Origin of the sequence: Levilactobacillus fujinensis, from assembly GCF_003946335.1 — a bacterium.
Lineage (GTDB): Bacteria > Bacillota > Bacilli > Lactobacillales > Lactobacillaceae > Levilactobacillus > Levilactobacillus fujinensis.
The window spans coordinates 30,349-53,652 of sequence record NZ_RHNX01000011.1 but is presented as its reverse complement, the minus strand read 5'-3'; the positions used below and the strand labels follow the sequence as shown (position 1 = coordinate 53,652).

The following is a 23,304-nucleotide window of genomic DNA, read 5'->3' as shown; positions in this document are numbered from 1 at the left end:
CAGCCCAATAACCTACGTCATAAGGCGAGAAGCGGAAGCCTCTGCTTAATTTCTCAACTTAACCATCATACCAGCTAGCCCGTTTCATGTCAACGGGTGTTTCTTAGTTTTTCAGAAAATCGGCCGTTCTGACAGTTGCCTCGATTAGTCATCAGGCGCCCCACTACCCAAAACCTGATTGCTATGATCCAGCCGGTTAATGACAAATGTCAACACAACGATGACAAACCCAATCACATAAACCCAATGCAAGCCATTATACAGGATATGCCGCAGGGTTGGCAATAAATTCTCCGGCAAATCACTCGCCGTCTGTGGGTTGATCAGGCGATTCATCATCGCCATACTTGTCCCCGCAGAACGCGTGATTCCCTGCTGCATCCCCGTGTTTAGGATAATTCCAAAAATAGAAACCATCAGAGTTTGGCCAATCGTCCGACCTAACGTGTTGAATGAGGTCGCCACCCCGACATTTTCAGCCGAGACCAAGCGCTGAGAAGTCAGCGTGGTTGTTGTCATAGCAATCCCAAAGCCAAAGCCGTTGACTGCCGTAATGATGAAGAACCAGCCAAACGACGCCTGCATCGGTAATAAAGCTAACGCTAAACCCGCTACTAAGATAAAAGACAGGCTAAAGTATAAGATCCGTCGGGGCGTCCAACGCGCCAAAAAGCAACTCGTTGCAAAGGCCCCCACGACCCACATCAATGAGTTCGGTGTTAACGCTAAACCAGCCTCCGAAGCGGAAACACCATGAAGGCCTTGGCCCCAGGTCGGCACGTAAACCGTCAGTGCCATTAAGTAGCCATTGATCAACGCCGCAATCGTATTTTGCACGATGAATGGCCGATTCTTAAAGAGTTCTAGCGAGATAATCGGGTCGACCGCCCGTTTTTCTCGCCGAACGAATAATATCAGACTGACAGTGCTGATTACCAACCCACCGATGAATCCCGCCCAGATGATGGGGTGACTGCTAAGCACTTGAAAACTCAACATCAGGCTAAGCAAGCATAACATCAACCAGAAGCTCCCCAAATAATCGATACTCTCCGTTCGCTGCCGCTTAGGTTCGTGTAAGTATAATTGAAATAATAACATGGTGATTAATCCAATTGGCACGTTAATGAAGAAAATCCAGTGCCAGCTGAGTTTGTCGATGATGACACCACCCAGTAAAGGTGCTAGCACTGCCGCAATTCCCCACGCGGAGTTCGTAATTCCTAAGATTTTTGCCCGTTTTTCAATCGAATAAATATCAGCAATAATCGTCATTGAGACTGGAAGTAAGGCACCTGCTCCAATTCCTTGAATCGCCCGCCAAAAAATTAAGACTGGCATGCTCGTAGCCAGTCCGCTCATCGCCGACCCCACAATGAACACGGCTAGTCCAAACTGCATGATTGGTTTACGGCCGATCACATCGGCGAGTTTGCCATAGATTGGCGTCACCATCGCGGTGGCCAGTAAGTAAATTGAAAAGACCCAGTTCATCAACGCAACACCATGTAGATTTCCGACAATTGTGGGTAGGGCGGTCGATACGATGGTCCCTTCAATCGCGCTCACAAATGTTGCCACGTAAATAGCAATCGTCACGGCAAGCACGTTGGTTCTTGGCTGTGACATCCTAACATCTTCCTTCTTAGATATAGATACGCTCTTCGGTCGCTTCCCAAAACGTCTCCACTTCGTCCGCACGGCTGTCACCACCGTAATCATTCGACGCCATTCGTCCACGGGTCCTCTAAACAACTCTATGAACTACGTTACCACTTCTCCTCATGACTCTCTAGCTAAAGAAAACGAGGCCGCCAATTTAGCGTCCCCGTTTCCCTTTATGATATATGTGTCAAGAACCAGCTACATTCTTGATCTTAAAGTTAGTTTTACTTTTCTTCGCGGCTATAAGAAGCAATATCGCCTAAGATTTCCTTGACGAAGGCATCACTACTCATGGACTCACTATTGTCTTCCCCATACTTCCGTACAGAGACCGTCCCGTTAGCCATTTCGTCTTCACCAACAACCAACGTGTATGGAATCTTATGCGTTTGGGCATCACGAATCAGGTAACCCATCTTTTCACCACGCTTGTCGACGTTGACCCGGACATCAGCAGCCTTTAATTCGGCAGCCAATTTATCGGCGTAAGCACCATGCTTTTCTTCGGAAACAGGAATGATGGTTACTTGCTTAGGCGCTAACCAAGTTGGGAAAGCCCCCTTGTAGATTTCAGTCAGATAAGCGGTGAACCGTTCCATCGTTGAAACCAAGCCACGGTGAATCATAACTGGACGGTGTTCTTCACCATCGGCACCGACATAGTGTAAGTCGAAGCGTTCTGGCAGCATGAAGTCCAATTGAATCGTTGAAAGCGTTTCTTCGTTTCCAAGAGCCGTCTTCGTTTGCACGTCTAACTTAGGACCGTAGAAGGCAGCTTCCCCTTCGGCTTCAACGTAAGGTAAGCCAAGGTCATCCATGGCACCCTTCAACATCTTTTGTGCGTTGTTCCACATTTCGTCATCATCGAAGTACTTTTCCGTGTTCTTAGGGTCACGGTAGCTCAGACGGAACGTGTAATCCTTGATATCAAAGTCATTGTAAACCTTAACCATCAAGTCCAGGATACTCTTGAATTCATCTTGGATTTGTTCTGGTGCAACGAACGTGTGACCATCGTTCAAGGTCATTTCACGAACTCGTTGCAGACCACTCAGGGCACCGGACTTTTCGTAACGGTGCATCATCCCTAATTCAGCGATCCGTAATGGCAATTCACGGTAAGAACGGATGTGGTGGTTATAAATTTGAATGTGGCTTGGGCAGTTCATTGGCCGCAATTCGAGTTGTTCGCCATCACCCATATCCATTGGTGGAAACATATCTTCACGGTAGTGGGCCCAGTGACCGGATTGCTTATACAGATCCAAGTTAGCAAGGACTGGCGTGTAAACATGTTGGTAACCGTTAGCAACTTCCTTGTCGATGATATAACGTTCGATGGTTCGCCGAATCGTGGCACCGTTTGGCATCCAGTAAGGTAACCCGGCACCAACCTTAGGATCAACAAAGAATAAGTCGAGTTGATTCCCAATGACACGGTGGTCACGGTCATGGGCTTCTTGACGCTTAACTAAGTCGGCATCCAAGTCAGCTTGCTTGTAGAAGGCCGTCCCATAAATCCGTTGGAGCATTGGGTTTGAGGACTTGCCTTGCCAGTAAGCACCGGCAACGGAGAGCAACTTGAACTTCTTGACGTCACCCGTGTTGACTAATTGGGCACCATCACTGAGAATTTGGTAGTCACCGATTTTCAGGAAAGAAACGGCGTCGCCAACAACGGCATTGATCAATTCAGTCGTGTAAGGATCGTCTTTAGCAGCGGCTAAAGCGTCGTCCTTGTTCAAGGAGACCCGTTCGATAGGCAGTTTGTCACTAATTAATTTTTCAACGATCACAGCTAAGGCGTCTAATTCGTCAACGCTAACTTGTTGATCATCCTTGTCGGTATCCACGAAGAACCCGTCTTCGTCAGCACTAACTTCACCCAAACGAATGGCTGGGAATTCCTTCTTCAAGGCGATCCGCAGTAATGCGGCAGTCGTGTTCCGCAAAACGCTCAACCCTTCGTCGCTGTCCTTCGTGATGATTTCAATAGCACCATCACCGGCCAGTGGCGTCAAGTAATCGACCACTTTGCCATCTAACTTAGCGGCAACGGCCTTCTTTGCTAAACTGATGGAAATAGACTTGGCAACGTCAGCGGGCGTTGACCCTTCTGGAAATGCTTTCGCTTTACCATCAGGGAATTTGATTGAAATATCTGCCATAATTATGATCTCCCTCATTGATTTTTGGATGGTCGTCGACGCAAAAAGTCCCCAGCACCTATTAAATAGGCACTGGGGACGTCAATAACGTGGTTCCACCCGATATTTTTCACGAGACTACTCCCGTGAACTCTAGTCGTCGATAACGGAACGGACCGGCCGAAAATTTCCTTTCGACAGCTGAGGAAAGCGGTAATGTTTGCGGTCGCTGAGTCGGCTTCCAAGCTAGGCCAACTCTTCCTGTGAACGATCCCGCCAACACCATGTCTTTCGTCATAGCTCTTCTTGGTTTCATTGACTATTAAACACTTGCCAGTGAAAGTTGTCAAGCACTGACAGGGAATTTGTTCAAGATCGATAGCCAATGATCGCACTATGGCTGCCAGGGATTCCACTTGCTGCAGGAGAGCCGTCAGCCAAAAAATCCGTTTCTAGTTCGTCTGAAAAACGCGAAATCACACATCTCTCAAGTTGTTTCCGCTGTCAACCAAGATTCTAACAGATTTGGACTCAGGTCTATTGTTCACCCCGTTCTAGTCTCCAGAGAGGCAAAAACTAACCCTATTGTGGCCGTCGATTGACACCAACCATCGTAATTTCACGGGCTAGGAAACGAATTCGCTGCATCAGGCGTTGGGCCTTCAGTGGCTCATCATCCCCACGCGTTGAAATTCGTAAATGTTCCGTCTCTAATTGCTGCATAGAGAAATTAGAACTAAAAAACGTAGGTAATTCCTCTTGCATCCGGTACTCCAAAATGACACCGAGAATATCGTCACGAACCCATGCGGACATTGCATCTGCCCCGATATCGTCAATCATTAAGACCGGTGCATTCTTCAAAGCATCGAGTTTATCAGCCACACCGTTTTTGGCAATCGAATTCTTCATCTCGACTGCAAAACTTGGAAAGTGAACTAGCGTGCTGGAAAATCCGTCTGTAGCCAATTCATTCGCTAAGGCTGCCAGTAAATAAGTTTTCCCCACGCCAAAGCTACCAGCCAAATATAAGGCTTGGTGGCGACGTTTCGGACTCGCTTCATAGGCATCTTTAAAGTCCAACACTGCCATCAAGGCCTCCGCACGATCAGCATCCTGGTCAAATTCAGTCAGACTGGCATCCCGAATATTCTTTGGCATCGCAATCGACTTGACCCGTTGGCGTAGTGCTTGTTGAGCCTGCTTTTCTTGTGTTTCAACTGTGGGCACGTAAGCAACATCAATAAGGTGATTCGACACAAGTAACTGTGGTTCGTACCCCGTTGCAAAGGTCACGCCCCCCTTTGCTAATTTTTCCCTTTCGCTCACAAATTCATAAAGTTTTGCTGCCGATCGGGTCATCACGTCTGCTGCCAGCTCTGCTTGATGCTCATGATAAAACTGGATGACCTGTGGATCTGCGTAGACTTTATCCATCAATTGGCGGTAGTTGTCGTTTAAGTGGCGTTGATTCATGAGTTGCTGCATCGTTTTACTGAGATCTTCCATGGGTTAGTCCTCCTTCCCTGATTCGCGGTTCTCTTTAAGTTTTGCAATTCGCTCTTGTAGGCGCTGCTGCTGCTCGGTCGATAGCTTGGCAGTCGACGTTGTTGCCGCGGCCGCCGGTTTTTTGGCCCAATCTGGCAAGGTTTCCTTTACCGTTGGCTGGCGATTCCGCGACTTGCGCGGTTGACTTGCAGCCCGCTGCCGCTCACGAATCTTTTGAATAGCTAACTGGGGAGTATCGACCTTGGCCTTGCTCCAGTCGTTAGCAATCGTATCTAACAGATTTTTATTTAACGTTGGCTTATCTTCATCGACCAAAACGTGATAGATCATAAGATTCAAGACCGCCTCCGAGAAAAGCTGGCGGCTAACTAAATCACGGACGATACGCTGCTCCCCATCCGTCACAAAGCCACCATTTTTCTGCTTAATGGCCTGTAGAAAGACTGCCGGTGCCGTCGTCGTGGCCACCTTGATCAAGGCTTGTTCCGCAGACGTGGTCGTCCCAATCGTTGATTCGACTGGCTTCGACTTATCCGTTATCGGTACTGTCGTCCGTCGTGGTTGCCCGAAATGCTGTGCAACGATTCGCTTAAACGTTTCCGTATCAAACTTATTTGTCGCCAGGTCCGTAGCCTCACCCACATAACGCGCCATCGTGACCTCATCTAAACCATAGGTCACATGTTCGGTCAGTAACAGTTGCCGGTTCGCTTGAACTGCTCGTGTGTCGATAAATGAATGCTCGAGAATTTCTCCCAGCAATTTAAAATCGAAACCCGGTTCAGTATCAGTGGACAAGACAGGAGTCGGTGTTGCCTCCGTTAAACGTTGCCGACCTGTCGTGATGGCTGCTGGAAGCTCATTTAGCTCCTGCCCGTCCACATGAAAAACTTCCAGAAAGTTCTTCGTAATGTCTTTTTCGTTAGGCATTGTTGCCAGCCGGGGCACATTTGTCGTAACCAGCTGCTGGTACATTTCCTCGCCCACGACTCCCAGCAGTTGAACGCTGAGCAGGTCATCCTTAAAGAAGGCGGCCGGGGCTAAGGGTGCGTGTAATTCATAAACAAAACCCGTCAGCTCATCCTGAGTGGTTACCTTAGTTGTCAATAGCCCCGTGGCTTCTAGGCGAATACGCGCATCATAAAAGTGCTCCAGATCCAGACCAAGGACCGCCAACAGCGTGGTATGCCGTTGATAGGTTCCCGGACTTGGTAGCCAAAAAAGGGCCGAGAAGAGCCCTACGGCACTCGGTCCCATAATGGGCTGGTAGAGTTGGGTCAACGTTTGCCAACTCAGATCACTGATACGACCATTTACCCGAACCGTAAAGCCGGTCTTAGGCTTCAATTGGTGCCAGGAATCTTCCATACCCTACTTCGCCTCGCTTTGCCCATTCGATTCTTTTTTAGCCTTTTCTTTGTCTTTATCAAGCATATCCTTAAGTTCGTTAAAGAACACACCAGTATCCTTGAATTGTCGATAAACACTGGCAAACCGAATGTAGGCAATCTCATCGACGTCAACCAGCTTATCCATCACATACTCCCCAATCAACTGACTGGAAATCTCATTGACGCCTAATGCGCGAATCTTGTTCTCAACACTATCGACAATATCGGTCATGACATCCATCCCCACCGGTCGCTTTTCGGCCGAGCGAATAATCCCCTTTAGAATTTTTTCACGATTAAACTCTTCCCGCGTTCCATTTTTCTTGATTACCAGTAGAGGAGTCACTTCGACCCGCTCAAATGTCGTGAATCGAAAGCCGCAGCTCTCACACTCACGGCGCCGACGGATTACCCGACCATCGTCGGTAGGCCGACTATCGACGACCCGTGATCCGTTATGATGACAGTGTGGACACTGCATATTTGGTCACCTCGCTAAATTTATTTCCGTTTTTCTCTCATCATCAAATACATTTTTAAAATTGTATAGGCTGGTCGCACTAACTCTATAACCAACAGTTCAAAGCTACAGATACATTGCACACCTTACATTCTGTGTAAACCAAGACTCGGCAAATATGAGCTTAACTGCGTCGTTCTACTCGGTCGGTATTCTTGATGGTTTAGCAAAAGCCATCCTTACAGGCTCGGCACTCTCGAGGCTTCAAGGTGTGCTCGCACCGCTCCAGTTCATATCTACCGACCAGTAAAGTGAATGACACACAATACCACCAATTCTAATTTTATTTTAGGTTCTTCATGTCAAGCCATTTTACCACTTGTTGACGCGTTTCGGCAATCGTTCCCCCGTTATCAATGACAACGGTTGCGTGGGCGACCTTCTTTTCAATTGGCCATTGCCGATCCATTCGGGCCTGGGCATCATCCGCCGAAAGCTGATTTCGCGCCATCAGGCGGCATTTTTGCGTGGCCACATCCGTTGCCACTACCATGACGTGATCCGTAAATGCTTCGAGATAGCCAGATTCAAAGAAGGTTGGTGCGTCGATGATGACAACGGGTACCTTCTCCTGTCGGTAATTCGCTAATTGCCGTTGAATCTCGGTTTGAATCAGTGGCGTCGTAATGGCCTCAAGCCGTTTTAACTGCGTTGGATCATGGAAAACCAATTGGCCGAGTTTCTTGCGATCCAACTCACCTGCCGTCAGATACAATCTGCCAAAGGCCGCGGCAATCTGCTGCAAACCCGGCGTTCCCGGTGCCACCACTTCACGGGCAATCACGTCGGCATCGATCACGGGTAACCCCGCCGCTTTTAGCCAGGCACTAACGGTCGATTTCCCGGTCGCAATGCCACCAGTCAATCCCCATACCTCAGTCACGATCGAACGCCTCCAAAGCTGCCTTGGGCAACGGCTGACACTGTGGACAGAAATGCGTCCCGCGTTGGGCAACCTTGATTTTCTCAATCTCGGTCCCACAGCGCTCGCATGGTTCGCCCTCGCGACCATAGACGTGCAGATGGTTCTGGAACTGCCCGGCCTCGCCAAACGCCGTAGAGAATGAATGAACGGTAGTCCCATGGCCCTGAATTGCTAGCGCCATTTCCGCAATGATGTTCCGTCGTAACGTCTCCAATTGGGCTTTGGTCAACTCATTGGCCGGCGTCAATGGATTGATCTTTGACAACCACAGCACTTCATCGGCATAGATATTTCCTAAGCCAGCAATTCGTGACTGATCAAGTAAAAAGGGTTTGACCACTTTATGAGATTTCCCAAAAATCGTTTGCATATAAGCTAACGTCAGTGTTTTCTCGGTCGGCTCTGGCCCCATTTTAGCCAGTGATGGCATCATCTCGGCTTCTTGTCCCGTTGGCACTAGTCGCATGCGACCAAACTTACGGGTATCCGTATACCGGAGCTCCCGGTCATCTTTCAAATGAAAGACCACGTGGGTGTGCTTGGTGATCGGACTGCCCTCGGGTTGAACATCATACTTGCCTTCCATTCGCAGGTGAGACACCATCGTGAGGTCACCACTGAACCGAAATAGCAGGTATTTCCCCCGTCGGTCAATCCGTTCAATCTGCCGCCCAATTAATTCAGCCGTGAACTCGTCGCGGTCTGGGGTGACCATCTTGGGATAAAAAACCTCGACATATTCAACGGTGGCTCCGGCCACCAACCGATTCAATCCGCGCCGAACCGTTTCAACTTCTGGTAATTCTGGCATAAACCGTCTCTCCTTTTACCCTACTTAGCGTCGTACCAGGTAGGTCCGTAGTGACTTTCTACCTTCAACGGAATCTCTAAGTCAATGGCAGAATCCATCACACTTGGCACTAATTTAGCCAGCGTTTCAATTTCTTCCGCTGGGGCTTCAAAGATCAACTCATCGTGAACCTGAAGCAACATGGTGGCCTGCATATCCTTAATAGCATCTTCCATCCGAATCATTGCAATCTTAATGATATCGGCCGCACTTCCTTGAATAGGCGTATTCATTGCCGTTCGTTCGGCAAAGGAGCGCTGATTGAAGTTCCGCGAGTTGATGTCTGGCAAATACCGCCGGCGGTGCGCAATCGTTTCGACGTAACCTAATTCATGTGCCTGCTGAACCATGCGCTCTGTGTAGGCCTTAACACCAGGATATTCTTCAAAGTAAGTATCAATAAAGTTTTTGGCCTGCTTCCGACTAATACCGATGTTTTGTGACAAACCAAAGTCACTGATGCCGTATACGATTCCAAAGTTAACGGCCTTGGCCTGGCGCCGAATATTTGGTGTCACCTCTTCGTCTGGTCCCATTCTAAAAATTCGTCGTGCCGTTGCCGCATGAATATCTTCGCCTTCGCGAAAGGCTTCCTGCATGTTAGCATCATGACTCATGTGGGCTAAGACCCGCAACTCAATTTGGGAATAGTCAGACGAAAAAATCTGCCAACCTGGATGGCGGGGAACAAATGCCTTTCGAATTGCCCGGCCCTCTTCGTTACGTACGGGAATATTTTGCAGGTTCGGATCAACCGAGGACAACCGTCCGGTCTGCGTCAACGTTTGCAGATAACGGGTGTGTACCTTGTGATCATCGGGATGAATGACCTTCAGTAGACCCTCCACGTAAGTCGACTGAATCTTCGCAATCTTCCGATATTTCAGAATATTTTCCGCAATTGGCGCTTCCGCCGCTAATTTTTCCAGCACACCGACTGCCGTCGAATAGCCAGTCTTTGTCTTCTTAATTGCAGGTAGGCCCATTTTCTCAAAAAGGATGTGACCTAACTGCTTCGGCGAGCCAATGTTGAATTCTTCACCGGCTTCGTTATAAATCGTCTGTTCAATTTCAGCCAATTGTTCGGTAAATTTACTACCCATGGCTTCCAATTCGCTAGCTTGAACCGTAATTCCAGCAACTTCCATTCGCGCTAAAACAAAGGCCATTGGCAACTCGATATCTCGATAGAGTTTTGTCTGTTCATTTTCCTCTAATCCCTTAAATAGGTGTGGCCGCAAGCTTTCAATTGCCCGTGCCTTTCTGGCGAGGTGGGAGAAGAAATCAACATCGTCGGCTGGAATCGCCGCCTTGGCACCCTTCCCGTAGACATCTTCATCGGTCGCCACCTGGTGATAACCGTGCTCCATGGCAACGCGACCAAGGTCGTTACTGTTGTCATAAGTGTTCAGCAAATAAGAGCAGAGTAAAAGGTCACAGTCGATGCCGGCCAGCGTAATGTCTAACCGCTTTAAGCCAACGTAAGTTCGTTTCGCATCGAAAACCTGCTTTTTAACCTCGGCCGATTCAAGTAACGCCTTCAACGGTGCTTGCTGCAGGAGCTGAACGTCACGGCTGACCCACCACTGGTCTTTATCACCAACGACAAAGCCATCGAGATGGGCCGTATGGTAATTTTCATCCAACATTTCCAGATAGAATTCGCAGCCATCCGTAAATGCAGGTAAGTCGCTCAAATTGTCCGCCTTAAGTACCGTGAACTGAACGTCCTTCAAACCTGGCGTTGCAGTCGGCACTTCGCCAGCCACACTCATTTTACTCAGAAATTGGTTGAAGTTCATGCGTTGATAGAACTCGACCAGCTTTTCTTGATCATCACCCTGATAGGTTAAGTCCGCAACCTTCTTTTCAACCGGTGCATTCCGTAAAATCGTGGCTAATTTTTTCGACAAAAGCGCTTGCTCGTGGTCCGCCACCAAGTGTTCTTTAAGCTTTTTAGCCGTAATCTCGTCAATATGATCGTACAGATTTTCAATACTACCATACTTTCCAATCAGAGCAACGGCACGCTTAGGTCCGACCCCCGTCACACCAGGATAATTATCAGAATTATCGCCTTGAAGGCCCTTGATATCAATGATTTGAGCGGGAGTAACCCCCATCTTTTCCTTCACGTAAGCCGGTGTATAGTGTTCGATATCACTAACACCTTTCTTGGAAATGGAAACCGTGGTGTGGTCATCAGTCAACTGCGTTAAATCACGATCTCCGGTCACAATGGTCGTGGTAAACCCAGCGTCTTCAGCCTGTTTTGCCAGTGTCCCAATAATATCGTCAGCCTCATAATCGGGCAGCTCATAAGTCTGAATTCCCCGAGCAGTTAAGAGTTCTTTCACATATGGAAATTGTTCGGACAATTCCGGTGCCGTCTTTGCCCGACCACCCTTGTAATCGTCGTACATTTTCGTTCGGAAAGTCGTCTTCCCGGCGTCAAACGCAACTAAGGCGTGCGTTGGCTTCACCGTATCCAGCATGGTCTCCAACATCGTGTTAAAACCATAGATAGCGTTCGTGTGTAAGCCTTCGCTGTTAGTGAACTTGCCTAAAGCCGTATATAACGCGAAGAAGGCCTTAAAGGTGACACTGTTCCCATCAATTAATAATAATCGTTTCTCTGCCATGTGGCGCTCCTTTCGAGCCTTGTTTTTTTCGTACTCGAGTAGTTTAGTTCAGGTAACATACAGTCGTCATCGTTTAGTCGGTCGCTTTGAATGTACCGCTAAACGTTCCGTCCCTATTTTACCAAAAAAAAGGTACAATCCGAAGCCATAAAAAAAGAAGTATTGGTTCAAGCCCAATACTTCTGACGTACAACGGTTCGTTTAGTCGCGACCGCCACCAAAGATACCGAAAATTTGTAAGAGTTGTAAGAACAAGTTAACGAAGTCCAAGTACAGTTGCAAAGCCCCATTGACGGCCAGTCCGGTCGTAGAGACCTGATCACCGTACTGCAGGTACATTTTTTGCATGCGTTGCGTGTCCCAAGCGGTCAAGACCGCAAAGATGATAACCGTAATCACTGAGAAAATCAGGGAGACCATGATGCTCTTCACCAAGAAGGCGTTCACGAGCACGGCAACGATAACCCCAATTAAAGCGGCGGTTGCCTGAGTTCCCAGCTTAGTCAAATCTCTTTTGGTAAAGATTCCGAAACCAGCCATGCTAATAAAGATGGCTGCACTGGAAACGAAAGCAGCGGTCATCGATGCATTTGAGTAATACAACGAGTACGTCGAAATAACAATCCCGGTGACGACCGCATAAACCATTAAGCCAACGAACGCGACAGTCGGACGTTTCATCGATTGACCACTAATCACGAATGGTAAGATGAACCAGACGATGATTGGTAACAACAAACCACCACGACTTAGACTCTGGACGGCACCACTAAATTGCGTTGCCATCACGAAGGCCGTAGCGGCGGAAATTAAAACTGCTAAGCCCATCCATCCAAACATCTTGGTTAGAAAGGCATTTAAGCCAACCTCGGTGTTAACTGTTGCGCGGGGCTGCTGATCAAAGTTGTTCATTGAAACGCTCCTTTTTTCAAATCAATTCCCGACTTAGCCGCCACGAGTGGCGACCAGTTTCTGGGTTTATTGAATATATTCTATCAAATCTGACGATAAACACAAGTAATCAGTCGTGAAAACCAGCGTTTCGATGAAAACCTTATCGTGGAAAATTACTGCACTCCGGTTACCCGAGTGACATATCATCAAAGCCAGTGGAAGCCGTCCTTTGGCTGGAGGTGTTCCCCCACAGCAAGCGGAATCCCTAGTGGACGACGTATGACCGGTTCCATTAATTTAGCGGTGATAATTTCTACTGTCGCAAGAGTAAGGTGAACAATATGGCTTTCAACCTCAGCTTTCAACCCTTAGTTTGCGTATCACCGAATGAATTCTGCCTAAAAAGGTCAGTGACCATCACGGCTTTCCGCTATAGTCACTGACCTTCAGTTTTTAATTTAGTTATTCTTTAATGATAGGTGGCTCAGTAATTCTTCGTAAGCACGTTCGTACTTCTGAACGTCACCGGCACCCATGAAAACAACTACAGCATCGTGGAAGTCCAGTAGTGGTGACATATTATCAACGGTCAGAATTTCGCCACCCTTAACAATCTTAGCAGCTAAGTCTTTACTAGAAACCGCCCCTTGCGTTTCACGAGCTGAACTGAAGATGTTGGTCAAGAAGACCTTGTCCGCCAAGTTCAGGCTCTTCGCAAAATCGTCCATCAGAGCAATCGTCCGACTAAACGTATGTGGCTGGAACACGGCAATAATTTCCTTGTCCGGATACTTTTGCCGAGCAGCATCCAACGTTGCTTTAATCTCTGATGGATGGTGAGCATAGTCGTCAATGATGGTCATGTCAGCTAACTTACGTTCCGTAAACCGACGCTTAACTCCCTTGAAATCAACCAATTCATGTTTGATTTCGTCCATATTGACCTTTTCAAAGTAAGCCACAGCAATCACAGCTAAACTATTCAATACGTTATGTTCCCCATACAAATGAATTTCAAAGTTACCTAAGAATTCATCTTCATGGTAAACATCAAAGGTAGATCCAGTCGTCGAGCGCTTGATGTTTTTAGCCTGAAAGTCATCTCTGTCGCCCGTCCCGTAGTAGTAAACGGGCACATCGGTCTTGAGCTTACGTAATTCAGGATCGTCTCCCCAAGCAAAGATTCCCTTCTTGACCTGGTTGGACCAAGTTTCAAACGCACTGTAAACATCATCGATGCCGGTGTAGTAGTCAGGGTGATCAAAATCAATGTTGGTCATGATGGCGTAGTCTGGCTTGGTAGCCAAGAAGTGACGTCGGTATTCATCGGCTTCGTATACGAAGAAACGCGCATTAGGCGTCCCCTTCCCAGTACCATCACCAATCAAGTAAGACGTTGGTGCCACACCACTCAGGACGTGCGCCAACAACCCAGTCGTACTAGTCTTCCCATGCGCACCAGCAACCCCGATACTCGTATAGCCTTCAATCAAGTGGCCTAAGAATTCATGGTAGCGGTAAACAGGTAAACCCATTTCGCGAGCCTTCTTGATTTCAGGATGGTCATCCGTAAAGGAATTCCCAGCAATCACCGTTAAACCCTCGTGAATATTGGCTTCGTCAAATGCCATGACATCGATTCCAGCCTGTTCCAAGCCGCGTTGGGTAAACGTGTACTGCGTAATATCTGAACCTTGAACCTTAAAACCCTTATCATGCAAAATCAGAGCGAGGGCACTCATCCCTGATCCCTTAATTCCAACAAAGTGATACACCGTTGCGTTATCCATTAAATGATCCTCTTTTCTACTCTCTTCGGCAAAGGCCACTGGTCCCCCCAACCGATCGAGTGACTCTATTCTCATTTTAGCATATCCCCCACCCCCATAAAAGAACTGGGCAATTAAAGACACGTGAGGACTATTCAAGCTAAGATGAGAATGGTGCACCCTGGTCATGAGGTTCCGGCAACTTTTTTCCTAAGTCTTCGGGTGTTAAATAAACCTCGCGTGGCTTTGAACCATGTTGCGGCGAAACGTAGTGGTGCTGCTCCAAATCGTCGATCAGATTGGCCGCACGATTGTAGCCAATGGAGAAGACACGTTGGAGTTTAGACGTAGAGACCGATTTTTCTTGGGCAATATAGTCCAGAACTTTCGGTAAGAGCTCGTCCTGATTTTCTTCAGCGGTCTCCCGTTGCAGTAAACCCTTGGGCTCAAAAGCATAGTGGGGCTGGCCCTGTGTTCGCACAAAGTCTGTGACGGCATCCACTTCGGATTCGACAAAGGCCCCTTGCAGCCGCATCGGCTGACTGGCACCGTTCCCCAAATATAGCATATCCCCACGTCCAAGTAAGTTTTCGGCTCCCGCAGTGTCTAAGATAGTTCGGGAGTCAATCTGACTGGAAACCATGAACGCAATTCGCGTTGGAATATTATTCTTAATGGTCCCGGTCACGATATCAACACTTGGTCGTTGCGTGGCGACTAGTAAATGAATTCCGGCGGCCCGGGCCTTTTGCGTGATACGGACAATGTAATCCTGAACTTCACTCGCCGCCATCATCATCAAATCAGCCAATTCATCGATAATGATCACAATGTAGGGCATCTTTAAAGCAGGTTCGTCGTTAGCATCGGCGCGATCATTGAATTGCTCAATGTTCCGAACACCGGCTGCCGCTAATTTCTCGTAACGTTCATCCATTTCGCTCACGACCCATTTCAAAGCTGCTGCAGCGGCTTTGGGGTCAGAAATCACTGGTGACAACAAATGTGGTAGGGCATCGTAAGGCGCCATTTCCACGGCCTTCGGATCAATTAACAGGAGTTTGACCTGTTTGGGCGTGGCCTTGTACAAGATCGACAGGAGTAAGGAGTTGATGAACACACTCTTCCCTGAGCCAGTTGCCCCGGCAATCAGGCCATGTGGCATTTTACGCAAGTCCGTCACTTGTGGTTTCCCAAATAAATCAACGCCGAGGGCCACAGTCAATGGTGACTCGCTCTTCTTAAAGGCCTCTGAATTCAGAATTTCCGACAACATGACGGGACGAGATTTTAAATTAGGAATTTCAATTCCGACCGTTGTTTTTCCAGGAATCGGTGCTTCGATACGAATATCCTTCGCAGCCAAGGCGAGCTTCAAATCATCGTTCAGGTTCGTGATCTTATTGACCTTGACCCCCAGCGCTAGGCTAATCTGAAACTGGGTAACCGTGGGGCCGACCGTCCAGTCAGTCACGTGCGCGTCGACGTGGAAGGCACTTAACGTGGCGTCTAACACCTCTGCCTGATGTTCGATCCATTCGTCCAAAGCCTCTTCGTCTGGTACCACAGGATTAGGTAATAAGCTTAAATCCGGAAAATGGTAGCCACGATCAGTGTCCGCTTCGACCTCTGGTTCGACTGGTGTGGGAGTTGGCCGGTCAAAAAGTGCCAAATTACGTTGATCATTGCCTTCCTCTTGCATGATATCACCCAGAGAATGACCTAAACCACGACTAGACTTAGCTTTCGGCTTAGATGGTGTAACTTTTGGCTGATCGCCCGCAATGGATTGTGCGGCTTTCTCACCTGAAATTGTGGTTTCAGTTCCCCTCCCCTCCTCACTGGCCACTGTGGAAGTAACTTGAGGGGCTCCTGTTTTTGCCACCGGTGACTCGCTAGTCTGCTCAGCATCAGCCACGGCTCGTGCCAAGAACTCACCCACTTCAGCGGGTTTTTTGGCAACGGTAGCCGCAGTGGTGGCGGTGTCATTAATCTTCTCATCAACCGCTGGTGTTACCCGTCGCGTTTCTTCCTTAGCAGCAGATGATGAACCTTGTTGTGTAGTTGGACTATCAGCCGAACCCACGGGCAAATAAGCCACCTCAGACGCTTGTTTAGCCGGCATCTTACCTGTTACTTGCCCGTTATCACTCGCTATATCGGTGTCTTTCGCCATTAAGTTTTCAGACGATTTACGCGGAATTTGTTCAGCGCTTACTTCTGGTTCTGAATCCATCTTCAGTTTAGTCTCTGATTCAGAAGTCGCCTCAGACGCGACTTCAGCATCGCTTTCTGACTCCACACCATTTTCTGCCGCCGCAATTGGTGCCGTTGGATAGAAGATCTCAGTTGGTGCTGGTTCAGCTGTCATCGACTTTTCGGTAGTAATCGGTTCTGAAACAGCCGTTGATTTTTCAGTCACCATTGACGTATCTGTGGCCAATGTTACGGGGACCTTCGATTCATGTGTGGCCGTCACCGTTAAACTAACAGGTGTCGCTGGTGTCACCTCATGTTTCACTACCGATTCTTGCGTTTTGATAGGTGCAGATACCCTATTTTTCATCGGAGCATTGATCGTGGTAGTGGGTAAATCTGCATCCTCAGCGCGTCCAAACAAAAAGAAGCTCGCGTCACTTTTATGTAGACTAGCAACTAGCCGCTGATATCGACGTCGCGATTCTAATGTTGGTCGCGTCCAGTGAAGCTGCTTAGGAATTGCCGTTACCTGAAACGGCCGATAGTTTCCCATACTGGTTGTCGATTTTTCTGCTGTCGTTTTCGACTGTGTACTTGGTGATACTACTACCGATCGATTTTTTTCTGACGTTGCTGATTGCTTCTGCTGGTTTTCACGCAGCCGTAGGCGATCGTTACGGGCTTTACGTTCCTTAACTTGTCGCTGGGCCCGTTCATTCGTTGTATCTTCAAGTTCTTCAGGGGTCGGTTCTACTGGAAATTTCCGGTAAAAAGCCGGTCCATCATAATGCTCCATGTTGCTTCCTCCTTGATAAGCGCAAAACTTACCGCTTCTTTACTACGGGAGGAGAGACCACCTAAAGCGGTCGCTATACTCATTCCCTGAATTTTCAAATGATTTTTTTATTTAAGTTGCCTAACGCCCTTGAATAACACGACTTTAGGGACGGTTAACCTTGTGTTCATTGAAGGCAACTGGTAAATTTCACAAGAAACAACTCTTTTTTTCTTAGCTAACTTGCAAAATCCCAGCTAGACGGTACTTCTGACAACTTAAATTAGTCCTTATCGTCACAGCCTAGGCCACACACAGTTACTCTACACTATTGTACACAAAAAAGTGGGTAGACGACAAGGTCTGACCCACTTTGTAATGTTTCTTAAGCTTTAAAAATAGTTTGGCCCCGTTCAAAATCAAACGGTTTGCCCACTTCATAGTCATCGGGCAGAATTAAAGCACCTGGTTTTTGTGGTGCGTTAGCTAATCCCAGCTCGCGACCGGAGCAAATCATGCCGTTGCTGGTAACGCCACGTAATTCGCCTGGCCAAATAATCAGCCCATTTGGCATCATGGCGCCCACCTTCGCAACAACTACTTTGATGTCAGCCTGCATGTTAGGTGAACCACTGACAATCTGTAAAGACTCATCGTTATCCACAACCGTCTCCGTTACCAACAGGTGGTCGGAGTCGGGATGAGGATCGGCAGTCTTCACGTAACCCACGACAAAGCGTGAACTGGTTTCGGCAACTAACTCACCTGCAAAACCAGCATCTTCCAAAGCCGCATTCAAAGCCGCCACGTCGTCAGCTGATAGGTGAATTTGGCCCAGTCCACTGATATCCGGTAAAATCTCGGAAATAGCAAGGAAATTGTACCCGAGCGTTTTCTCAGTGGCTGAGTCATAAATACGCGCAATATTGTCTCGTACCGTGTGCGCTTGTTCAGTAGAATCCTGCGCCACGATAACAATCAAGGTATCCCCTAATTCTTGGGGATTGTAACTAGAAATTAACATGTCTGAATCCTTTCCAACGGGTTTAGTCGGCGTTGGTTGCCAAAGAATTAATAAATTCTTCTACCTCTGCTTTAGTCTTACGATCTTTGTTCACCAACCGGCCAATCTCTTCACCATCGGCGTAAGCAATGAAACTAGGAATGCCAAATACATTAAGTTCAATGGCCAAATCGATGTTTTCATCACGATCAACGGCGATGAACTTAAAGTCAGAATATTCCGCTTCGATTTCTGGCATTGCTGGCTTAATAAACGCGCAGTCTGGGCACCAGGTCGCGGAGAAGAATAACATGGTCTTGCCGTCTTTGACAACATCCTTTAATTCAGCGGCAGACATCTTGGGTAATTGTTCCATGAATAAGCACTCCTTTGTTTTTAGTTTTGAAAGTTACACAAGAACTATTATAGCATGCCAAAAGGAATTTACACGATTTTTGTCTTTTTACGGGAACTTCGCGGCAATCATTGTTATACTGGTGGCAGAAGTGATGGGAGTAGTGCCCAACATTAACCTGCTTAAGGAGGCGGTAGCATGACTGCTAAAAATGGACAATTGTATCAATTAAGTCTCACCGGTGTGCTCGGAGGCCTGATGGGCATTTTCATCACGCGACTTTTCGGTGGCTTTTCTCGTTTGGATCCCGATAACATCTTGGATCAAGTCAAACGGCAATTCCGACAAGAAACTCCAATCGAAGGTGCGTGGATTGAGAAACATGCTGTACCGTTTCAAAAATTCGCGGTGAAGACGGAAGCTTATTACGGTGGTATCACCCGTTATGAGGACGACCAATTAGTCCAATACCAGTTTATTGCCGACGCCAAAACCGGTAGTGTCCTCGACATTCATCGACTTTAAACCTTAATTTAAAATCCATTTTGGAGCTAACAATAGAATTTGTTGGCTCTTTTTGTTGTCTTCTGAAGGTTTAATGTATCCCAGATGCCTGTTATGACTGTCGTTACAACGCTAATGATTCATGTTCAAGCTGAAGCGACCGTATGGAATTCAGTACTTGAAATTGACGGGGACAATCTGAGCCGGGCGCCAGTTCTTTGACCGGAGACATTCCCCACAGCCAGCGAAATCCCTGGCCGGCTGTTTTCATTAATTTAACCGTGATCCTTCCCACAATCGCAAGCGTAACGTGAATATTTTAGTTTTCTGCTTCCCAGTAAAACAGGTCAGCCAACAAACTAATATTGACTTTAATTTGATTAGTATTTTTTAAAAGGGTAAATCGATTTATATTTCGGGTTTTACGTTTTACCTTTGCCTAAAAATAAATTTTTACCTGTTTTAGCTGTTAAATCACGAACTTATATGCTATACTTTTGAGAATTTGTAATCATATAAGGAGTGTTTTGGCTTGCAAAATGTCTATTTCAATCATGATGGTAATGTTGATGACCTCGTTTCCCTACTGCTCCTTCTTCAGATGCCCGATATCAATTTGACCGGCGTCGGCGTAGTTGGTGCTGATTCCTACGTGGAACCCGCCGTCTCAGCTTCACGTAAGATTATCGATCTGTTCGGCCAGTCACAGCAACAGCTAGCGGTAGCAACGTCGAATTCGCGACCTGTCCACCAATTTCCACAAAACTGGCGATTATCGGCCTACTCATTTGATAACTTTCCGGTGCTCAACGAACGGGGCTTCATTTCCACCCCGTCGGCCGAAAAGCCCGCGCATCTCGATATGATTGAAAAACTCCAACAGACACCCGGTAAAACGACTCTCGTGATGACTGGCCCTCTGACTGACTTAGCCCGGGCCTTGGCGATCGACCCCACCATTACGACTAAGATCGATAAACTTTACTGGATGGGTGGCACGATGAATAACCAAGGAAACGTCAGTGAGCCCGACCAAGATGGCACCATGGAATGGAATGCCTTTTGGGATCCCGAGGCCGTTAAGACCGTCTGGGACACCGATATCGACATTCAAATGGTCGGTCTGGAAAGTACCGACCAGATCCCGCTAACGGCCGACCTTCGCCAACACTGGGCTGAGCTTCGCCGCTATCCCGCTATGGACCTGATTGGTTATGGCTACTCCTTAGTCATGGCATTTGAGGCCGATTCCACTTACTACCTGTGGGATGTCCTCACTACGTTAACCAGCCGTTACCCAGAAATTGTCGACGCCACAGTCGTTCACAGTGACGTCCTTACCACGGGACATGGCGCGGGTCGCACATTCATCACACCAACCGGCCGTCCCGTCACCCTCGTCACGCAGGTCGACAAGGTCCAGTTCTACGACCACTTCGACACCCTCGCCAAATCCGCGACTCGCAATTACTAACGATTGGGCAACACGGTGGCCTTTTCACCTTGCCGACCACCAGTTATGGACTGAAACGGCGTGAACCCGGCTTCACGCCTTGAAAACCACGTATCTACAAGCTTGATTTTCTGCTAGGCCAGCCCAAAATGCCGACTAAGCAGAACAACGTACCTGAAACTGGCGACCTCTCAGCTTACATTATGATTCCGTATGCCAGCTGGCATAACTTTTGCTATCGGGTTAAGCACAACAAACTGCCTTATAATGCACGTTTCGTCACCATAATGGCGTAAATAAAAGTTGCTCCTTTCAGAACCTAACGATTCTGAAAAGAGCAACTTTTTAAATTATATCCCAGTTTTTAGTCTTAGCTGAAGGTTGACAGCCAAAATGTTCATTTTACGCTGCAACAGTGAGAAATGTCACGACTAAATTAGTGAAAATGTCCGTACTACGGCTGTCAAGGATGCCGCTGGCTTAGTAGAAAATCAAGCCTGAAGACTCAGTACTTTCACGGCTTCAAGTTGTGTTCGTACCGTTCCAATCCATATCTGCCGGTCGGCAAGGCGATGCCGGGACTAAGTTGCCTAATTTTGGCCACAATATCGTTGCTACAACAGGCATAATGGGTGTTTTGACACTTTTAATCTTTAGGTCTTAGCCCTAGTCCATCGGCAAATGTTTCAGATTAGTGGCCTGGTTATTAATATCTGTCCGAACCACGATGACGTCACAGATGGCGTTACTGACCACATAGCTTGCCGTGGACCCCATTAACATCCGTTCAACCACGTTGACCCCTGTCGCACCCAGCATAACTAAGTCCGCCTGATATTCTTTAGGTAATGTCCGGGCCAAGTCGACCTTGGCATGCCCGTAGTAAACGGCAGTCACAACTTCTTTAACACCGGCATCCTGAGCCCTTTTACGGTATTTATCGACAATTTGTTCGAGGCGTTGACGCGCTTCGTCCATCACCTGCTGGTCAACGTAACCAAACCCAACTTCGGTATTGTTACCCAGGCCCACATAGTCACCGCCGCTCATAATGGTCACAATGATTAATTCAGCTTGATTCCGTACCGCAACCGCAATGGCTTTTTCAACTGCGCGGCGTGCTTGGCGGGAACCATCAACTCCCACTAAAATCCGTTTATATCCTTCGGTCATCTCTACCACTCCTTTGCCGGTCATTCTCACGACCTTATTTGGTCAATTCGAAGATTGCCTGACCATAAATAGCCATCGCCTTTAATAAGTCCGCTTCTGGTTGGAATTCATCGGCCTGATGCATCGTGTCCTGCGTTCCAGGGAACAAGGCCCCAAATGCGACACCACGCTTCATCAAACGGCCATAAGTTCCCCCACCAACGACTTCTGGTTGGGCAGTCGTATCACCAGTTTGCTGCCGATAAACATCCATCAACGTTGCCACGATCGGGTCAGATGGGTCAACATAGTGTGGGACCATTTCACGGCCCTGCTTCAATGTCACGTTCATGTCAGCCGTGGCCTTTGCCAAACCAGCCTGAATGTCAGCGGCACCGGTCCCAGTTGGGTAACGGAAGTTGGTGTTGATCAAACCACCCTCATCAGCCGTAAAGGTCATGATACCGACGTTCATCGTCAAATCTCCCATAACCTTATCGGTGTAAGCCATGCCGAGTTTATTAGCCCGTGAATCATCGTGTAACTGGTTGGCCAACAGGCCCAAGAAATCCGCTGCATCGCCGCCAAAGTCTTGTGCAGCCAAGAAGGTTGCCAGGTAGGTCCCCGCGTTGATGCCGTTCTTCGGCTCCATTCCGTGGGCCGCTTTACCGATTACATGGAGATGTAAACCAGCAGCATCGGCCGTCACGTCACCCGTAACTGGAGCAGCTGCCAAGAACTTATCAAAGTCGGCGGTCAATTGTACCTCGTCGCCATTTTCAACCGTTGCTTCGGCATCCCGTGGCACCATATTTTCTCGCAACCCAGCGTCGAACTCGCGTAAAACTAGGCCATTACCATTCGTGCCAGTAAAGGTCGACGTGAAGGTCACGTTCCCCTTTTCACCGTTGATCAGTGGGAATTCGGCGTCAGGTGAGAAACCCAAGGTTGGCGCTGGTTCTAAGTCGAGGTAGTGGTTCATCCCCGTCCAGTCACTTTCTTCGTCGGTCCCAATAATGAAACGAATCTTAATTTTAGGCAGAATACCTTGTTCCTTTAACATTTTCAAGCCATAGTAGGCGGCTAAAGCCGGGCCTTTGTCGTCGGAAGTTCCCCGACCATACAAGTTGCCATCCTTAGCAGTCAGTGTAAAGGGATCCGTGTGCCACCCTTTTCCGGCCGGCATGACGTCGGCGTGTCCAAGAATCGCTAAGGTCTCATCGCCCTCGCCATACTCCACGTAACCCGCCAGATTATCTAAATTTTTCGTCTTAAATCCGTCACGTTCGGCTAACCCTAAAAATGCAATCAGTGCTTTGGCCGGACCAGGGCCTAATGGGTAGTCTTTGGTGGCCTTAGAGTCGTCACGAGAGCTGTCGATACCAACCAGGGTAGTTAAGTCTGCGATATAATCCTTTCGGTACTTTTCAGCTAGCTGTTGCCAATCAATTGCCATGATTGGACCTCCTTCATTTTATTCGGACCAAACGTCCAAGAATACTTACCTTTGATTTTAGCATACCCGCGCCCGAATGTAAGCCGATTTCATGA

The 23,304-nt window shown here is 47.9% G+C and carries 17 protein-coding genes and 1 other annotated feature (1 of these 18 only partly in view); of the genes, 2 read left to right on the top strand and 15 right to left on the bottom strand.

Annotated elements, in window-relative coordinates; all coding sequences use genetic code 11:
• Nucleotides 1-53: a sequence feature (ribosomal protein L20 leader region), on the bottom strand; it reaches 88 nt to the left of the window's first position.
• 91 nt (nt 54-144) lie between these two features.
• From EKM89_RS05815 to EKM89_RS05755, 13 genes are all read right to left on the bottom strand, one after another.
• Nucleotides 145-1,629, bottom strand: a complete 1,485-nt coding sequence (locus EKM89_RS05815) for an MDR family MFS transporter (protein ID WP_125686588.1) — start codon at nt 1,627-1,629, stop codon at nt 145-147.
• A gap of 260 nt (nt 1,630-1,889) precedes the next feature.
• Nucleotides 1,890-3,833 carry a threonine--tRNA ligase gene (thrS, locus tag EKM89_RS05810; RefSeq protein ID WP_125686586.1) on the bottom strand — a complete coding sequence of 648 codons (1,944 nt, stop codon included), beginning with the start codon at nt 3,831-3,833 and terminating at the stop codon, nt 1,890-1,892.
• 561 nt (nt 3,834-4,394) lie between these two features.
• Entirely contained in the window at nt 4,395-5,321 is a 927-nt protein-coding gene (dnaI, locus tag EKM89_RS05805) for a primosomal protein DnaI (protein ID WP_125686584.1), read from the bottom strand.
• A 3-nt stretch (nt 5,322-5,324) separates the two neighbouring features.
• On the bottom strand, nt 5,325-6,689 hold the full coding sequence (locus EKM89_RS05800) for a replication initiation and membrane attachment family protein (RefSeq protein WP_125686582.1): 1,365 nt from the start codon (nt 6,687-6,689) through the stop codon (nt 5,325-5,327).
• Nucleotides 6,690-6,692: 3 nt separating this feature from the next.
• On the bottom strand, nt 6,693-7,193 hold the full coding sequence (gene nrdR, locus EKM89_RS05795; protein ID WP_048731935.1) for a transcriptional regulator NrdR: 501 nt from the start codon (nt 7,191-7,193) through the stop codon (nt 6,693-6,695).
• A gap of 322 nt (nt 7,194-7,515) precedes the next feature.
• Entirely contained in the window at nt 7,516-8,115 is a 600-nt protein-coding gene (gene coaE / locus EKM89_RS05790) for a dephospho-CoA kinase (protein WP_125686580.1), read from the bottom strand.
• Nucleotides 8,108-8,968, bottom strand: coding sequence for a bifunctional DNA-formamidopyrimidine glycosylase/DNA-(apurinic or apyrimidinic site) lyase (gene mutM / locus EKM89_RS05785; protein ID WP_125686578.1), 861 nt, complete (start codon nt 8,966-8,968; stop codon nt 8,108-8,110). Before mutM ends, coaE begins: the two co-directional genes overlap by 8 nt.
• 20 nt (nt 8,969-8,988) lie before the next feature.
• Nucleotides 8,989-11,649 carry a DNA polymerase I gene (polA, locus tag EKM89_RS05780; protein ID WP_125686576.1) on the bottom strand — a complete coding sequence of 887 codons (2,661 nt, stop codon included), beginning with the start codon at nt 11,647-11,649 and terminating at the stop codon, nt 8,989-8,991.
• A 201-nt stretch (nt 11,650-11,850) separates the two neighbouring features.
• Nucleotides 11,851-12,561: a Bax inhibitor-1/YccA family protein gene (locus EKM89_RS05775; protein ID WP_125686574.1), complete on the bottom strand. Its 711-nt coding sequence runs from the start codon at nt 12,559-12,561 to the stop codon at nt 11,851-11,853.
• A gap of 440 nt (nt 12,562-13,001) precedes the next feature.
• On the bottom strand, nt 13,002-14,333 hold the full coding sequence (gene murC, locus EKM89_RS05770; RefSeq protein ID WP_125686650.1) for a UDP-N-acetylmuramate--L-alanine ligase: 1,332 nt from the start codon (nt 14,331-14,333) through the stop codon (nt 13,002-13,004).
• A 139-nt stretch (nt 14,334-14,472) separates the two neighbouring features.
• On the bottom strand, nt 14,473-17,307 hold the full coding sequence (locus EKM89_RS05765) for a DNA translocase FtsK (RefSeq protein ID WP_125686572.1): 2,835 nt from the start codon (nt 17,305-17,307) through the stop codon (nt 14,473-14,475).
• A 364-nt stretch (nt 17,308-17,671) separates the two neighbouring features.
• Nucleotides 17,672-18,310, bottom strand: a complete 639-nt coding sequence (gene ytpR / locus EKM89_RS05760) for a YtpR family tRNA-binding protein (RefSeq protein ID WP_125686570.1) — start codon at nt 18,308-18,310, stop codon at nt 17,672-17,674.
• Nucleotides 18,311-18,332: 22 nt separating this feature from the next.
• Nucleotides 18,333-18,665 (bottom strand): thioredoxin family protein, encoded by a 333-nt coding sequence (locus tag EKM89_RS05755; RefSeq protein ID WP_125686568.1) that lies wholly within the window; start codon nt 18,663-18,665, stop codon nt 18,333-18,335.
• A 177-nt stretch (nt 18,666-18,842) separates the two neighbouring features.
• Here EKM89_RS05755 and EKM89_RS05750 point away from each other — a divergent pair, with 177 nt between their 5' ends.
• Nucleotides 18,843-19,169, top strand: coding sequence for a PepSY domain-containing protein (locus tag EKM89_RS05750; RefSeq protein ID WP_125686566.1), 327 nt, complete (start codon nt 18,843-18,845; stop codon nt 19,167-19,169).
• Between the two features lie 511 nt (nt 19,170-19,680).
• Nucleotides 19,681-20,622 (top strand): nucleoside hydrolase, encoded by a 942-nt coding sequence (locus EKM89_RS05745; RefSeq protein WP_125686564.1) that lies wholly within the window; start codon nt 19,681-19,683, stop codon nt 20,620-20,622.
• A gap of 645 nt (nt 20,623-21,267) precedes the next feature.
• Here the strand turns inward: EKM89_RS05745 and EKM89_RS05740 are convergent.
• Nucleotides 21,268-21,774 (bottom strand): universal stress protein, encoded by a 507-nt coding sequence (locus EKM89_RS05740; protein WP_125686562.1) that lies wholly within the window; start codon nt 21,772-21,774, stop codon nt 21,268-21,270.
• 34 nt (nt 21,775-21,808) lie between these two features.
• Nucleotides 21,809-23,209: a dipeptidase PepV gene (gene pepV, locus EKM89_RS05735; protein ID WP_125686560.1), complete on the bottom strand. Its 1,401-nt coding sequence runs from the start codon at nt 23,207-23,209 to the stop codon at nt 21,809-21,811.
• Between the last annotated feature and the right edge of the window lie 95 nt (nt 23,210-23,304).

Excerpts from the sequence above, each read along its gene's own strand:
- EKM89_RS05815 (WP_125686588.1), bottom strand. The coding sequence starts at position 1,629 with ATGTCACAGCCAAGAACCAACGTGCTTGCCGTGACGATTGCTATTTAC.
- thrS (WP_125686586.1), bottom strand. The coding sequence starts at position 3,833 with ATGGCAGATATTTCAATCAAATTCCCTGATGGTAAAGCGAAAGCATTT.
- dnaI (WP_125686584.1), bottom strand. The coding sequence starts at position 5,321 with ATGGAAGATCTCAGTAAAACGATGCAGCAACTCATGAATCAACGCCAC.
- EKM89_RS05800 (WP_125686582.1), bottom strand. The coding sequence starts at position 6,689 with ATGGAAGATTCCTGGCACCAATTGAAGCCTAAGACCGGCTTTACGGTT.
- nrdR (WP_048731935.1), bottom strand. The coding sequence starts at position 7,193 with ATGCAGTGTCCACACTGTCATCATAACGGATCACGGGTCGTCGATAGT.
- mutM (WP_125686578.1), bottom strand. The coding sequence starts at position 8,968 with ATGCCAGAATTACCAGAAGTTGAAACGGTTCGGCGCGGATTGAATCGG.
- polA (WP_125686576.1), bottom strand. The coding sequence starts at position 11,649 with ATGGCAGAGAAACGATTATTATTAATTGATGGGAACAGTGTCACCTTT.
- EKM89_RS05775 (WP_125686574.1), bottom strand. The coding sequence starts at position 12,561 with ATGAACAACTTTGATCAGCAGCCCCGCGCAACAGTTAACACCGAGGTT.
- murC (WP_125686650.1), bottom strand. The coding sequence starts at position 14,333 with ATGGATAACGCAACGGTGTATCACTTTGTTGGAATTAAGGGATCAGGG.
- EKM89_RS05765 (WP_125686572.1), bottom strand. The coding sequence starts at position 17,307 with ATGGAGCATTATGATGGACCGGCTTTTTACCGGAAATTTCCAGTAGAA.
- ytpR (WP_125686570.1), bottom strand. The coding sequence starts at position 18,310 with ATGTTAATTTCTAGTTACAATCCCCAAGAATTAGGGGATACCTTGATT.
- EKM89_RS05755 (WP_125686568.1), bottom strand. The coding sequence starts at position 18,665 with ATGGAACAATTACCCAAGATGTCTGCCGCTGAATTAAAGGATGTTGTC.
- EKM89_RS05750 (WP_125686566.1), top strand. The coding sequence starts at position 18,843 with ATGACTGCTAAAAATGGACAATTGTATCAATTAAGTCTCACCGGTGTG.
- EKM89_RS05740 (WP_125686562.1), bottom strand. The coding sequence starts at position 21,774 with ATGACCGAAGGATATAAACGGATTTTAGTGGGAGTTGATGGTTCCCGC.
- pepV (WP_125686560.1), bottom strand. The coding sequence starts at position 23,209 with ATGGCAATTGATTGGCAACAGCTAGCTGAAAAGTACCGAAAGGATTAT.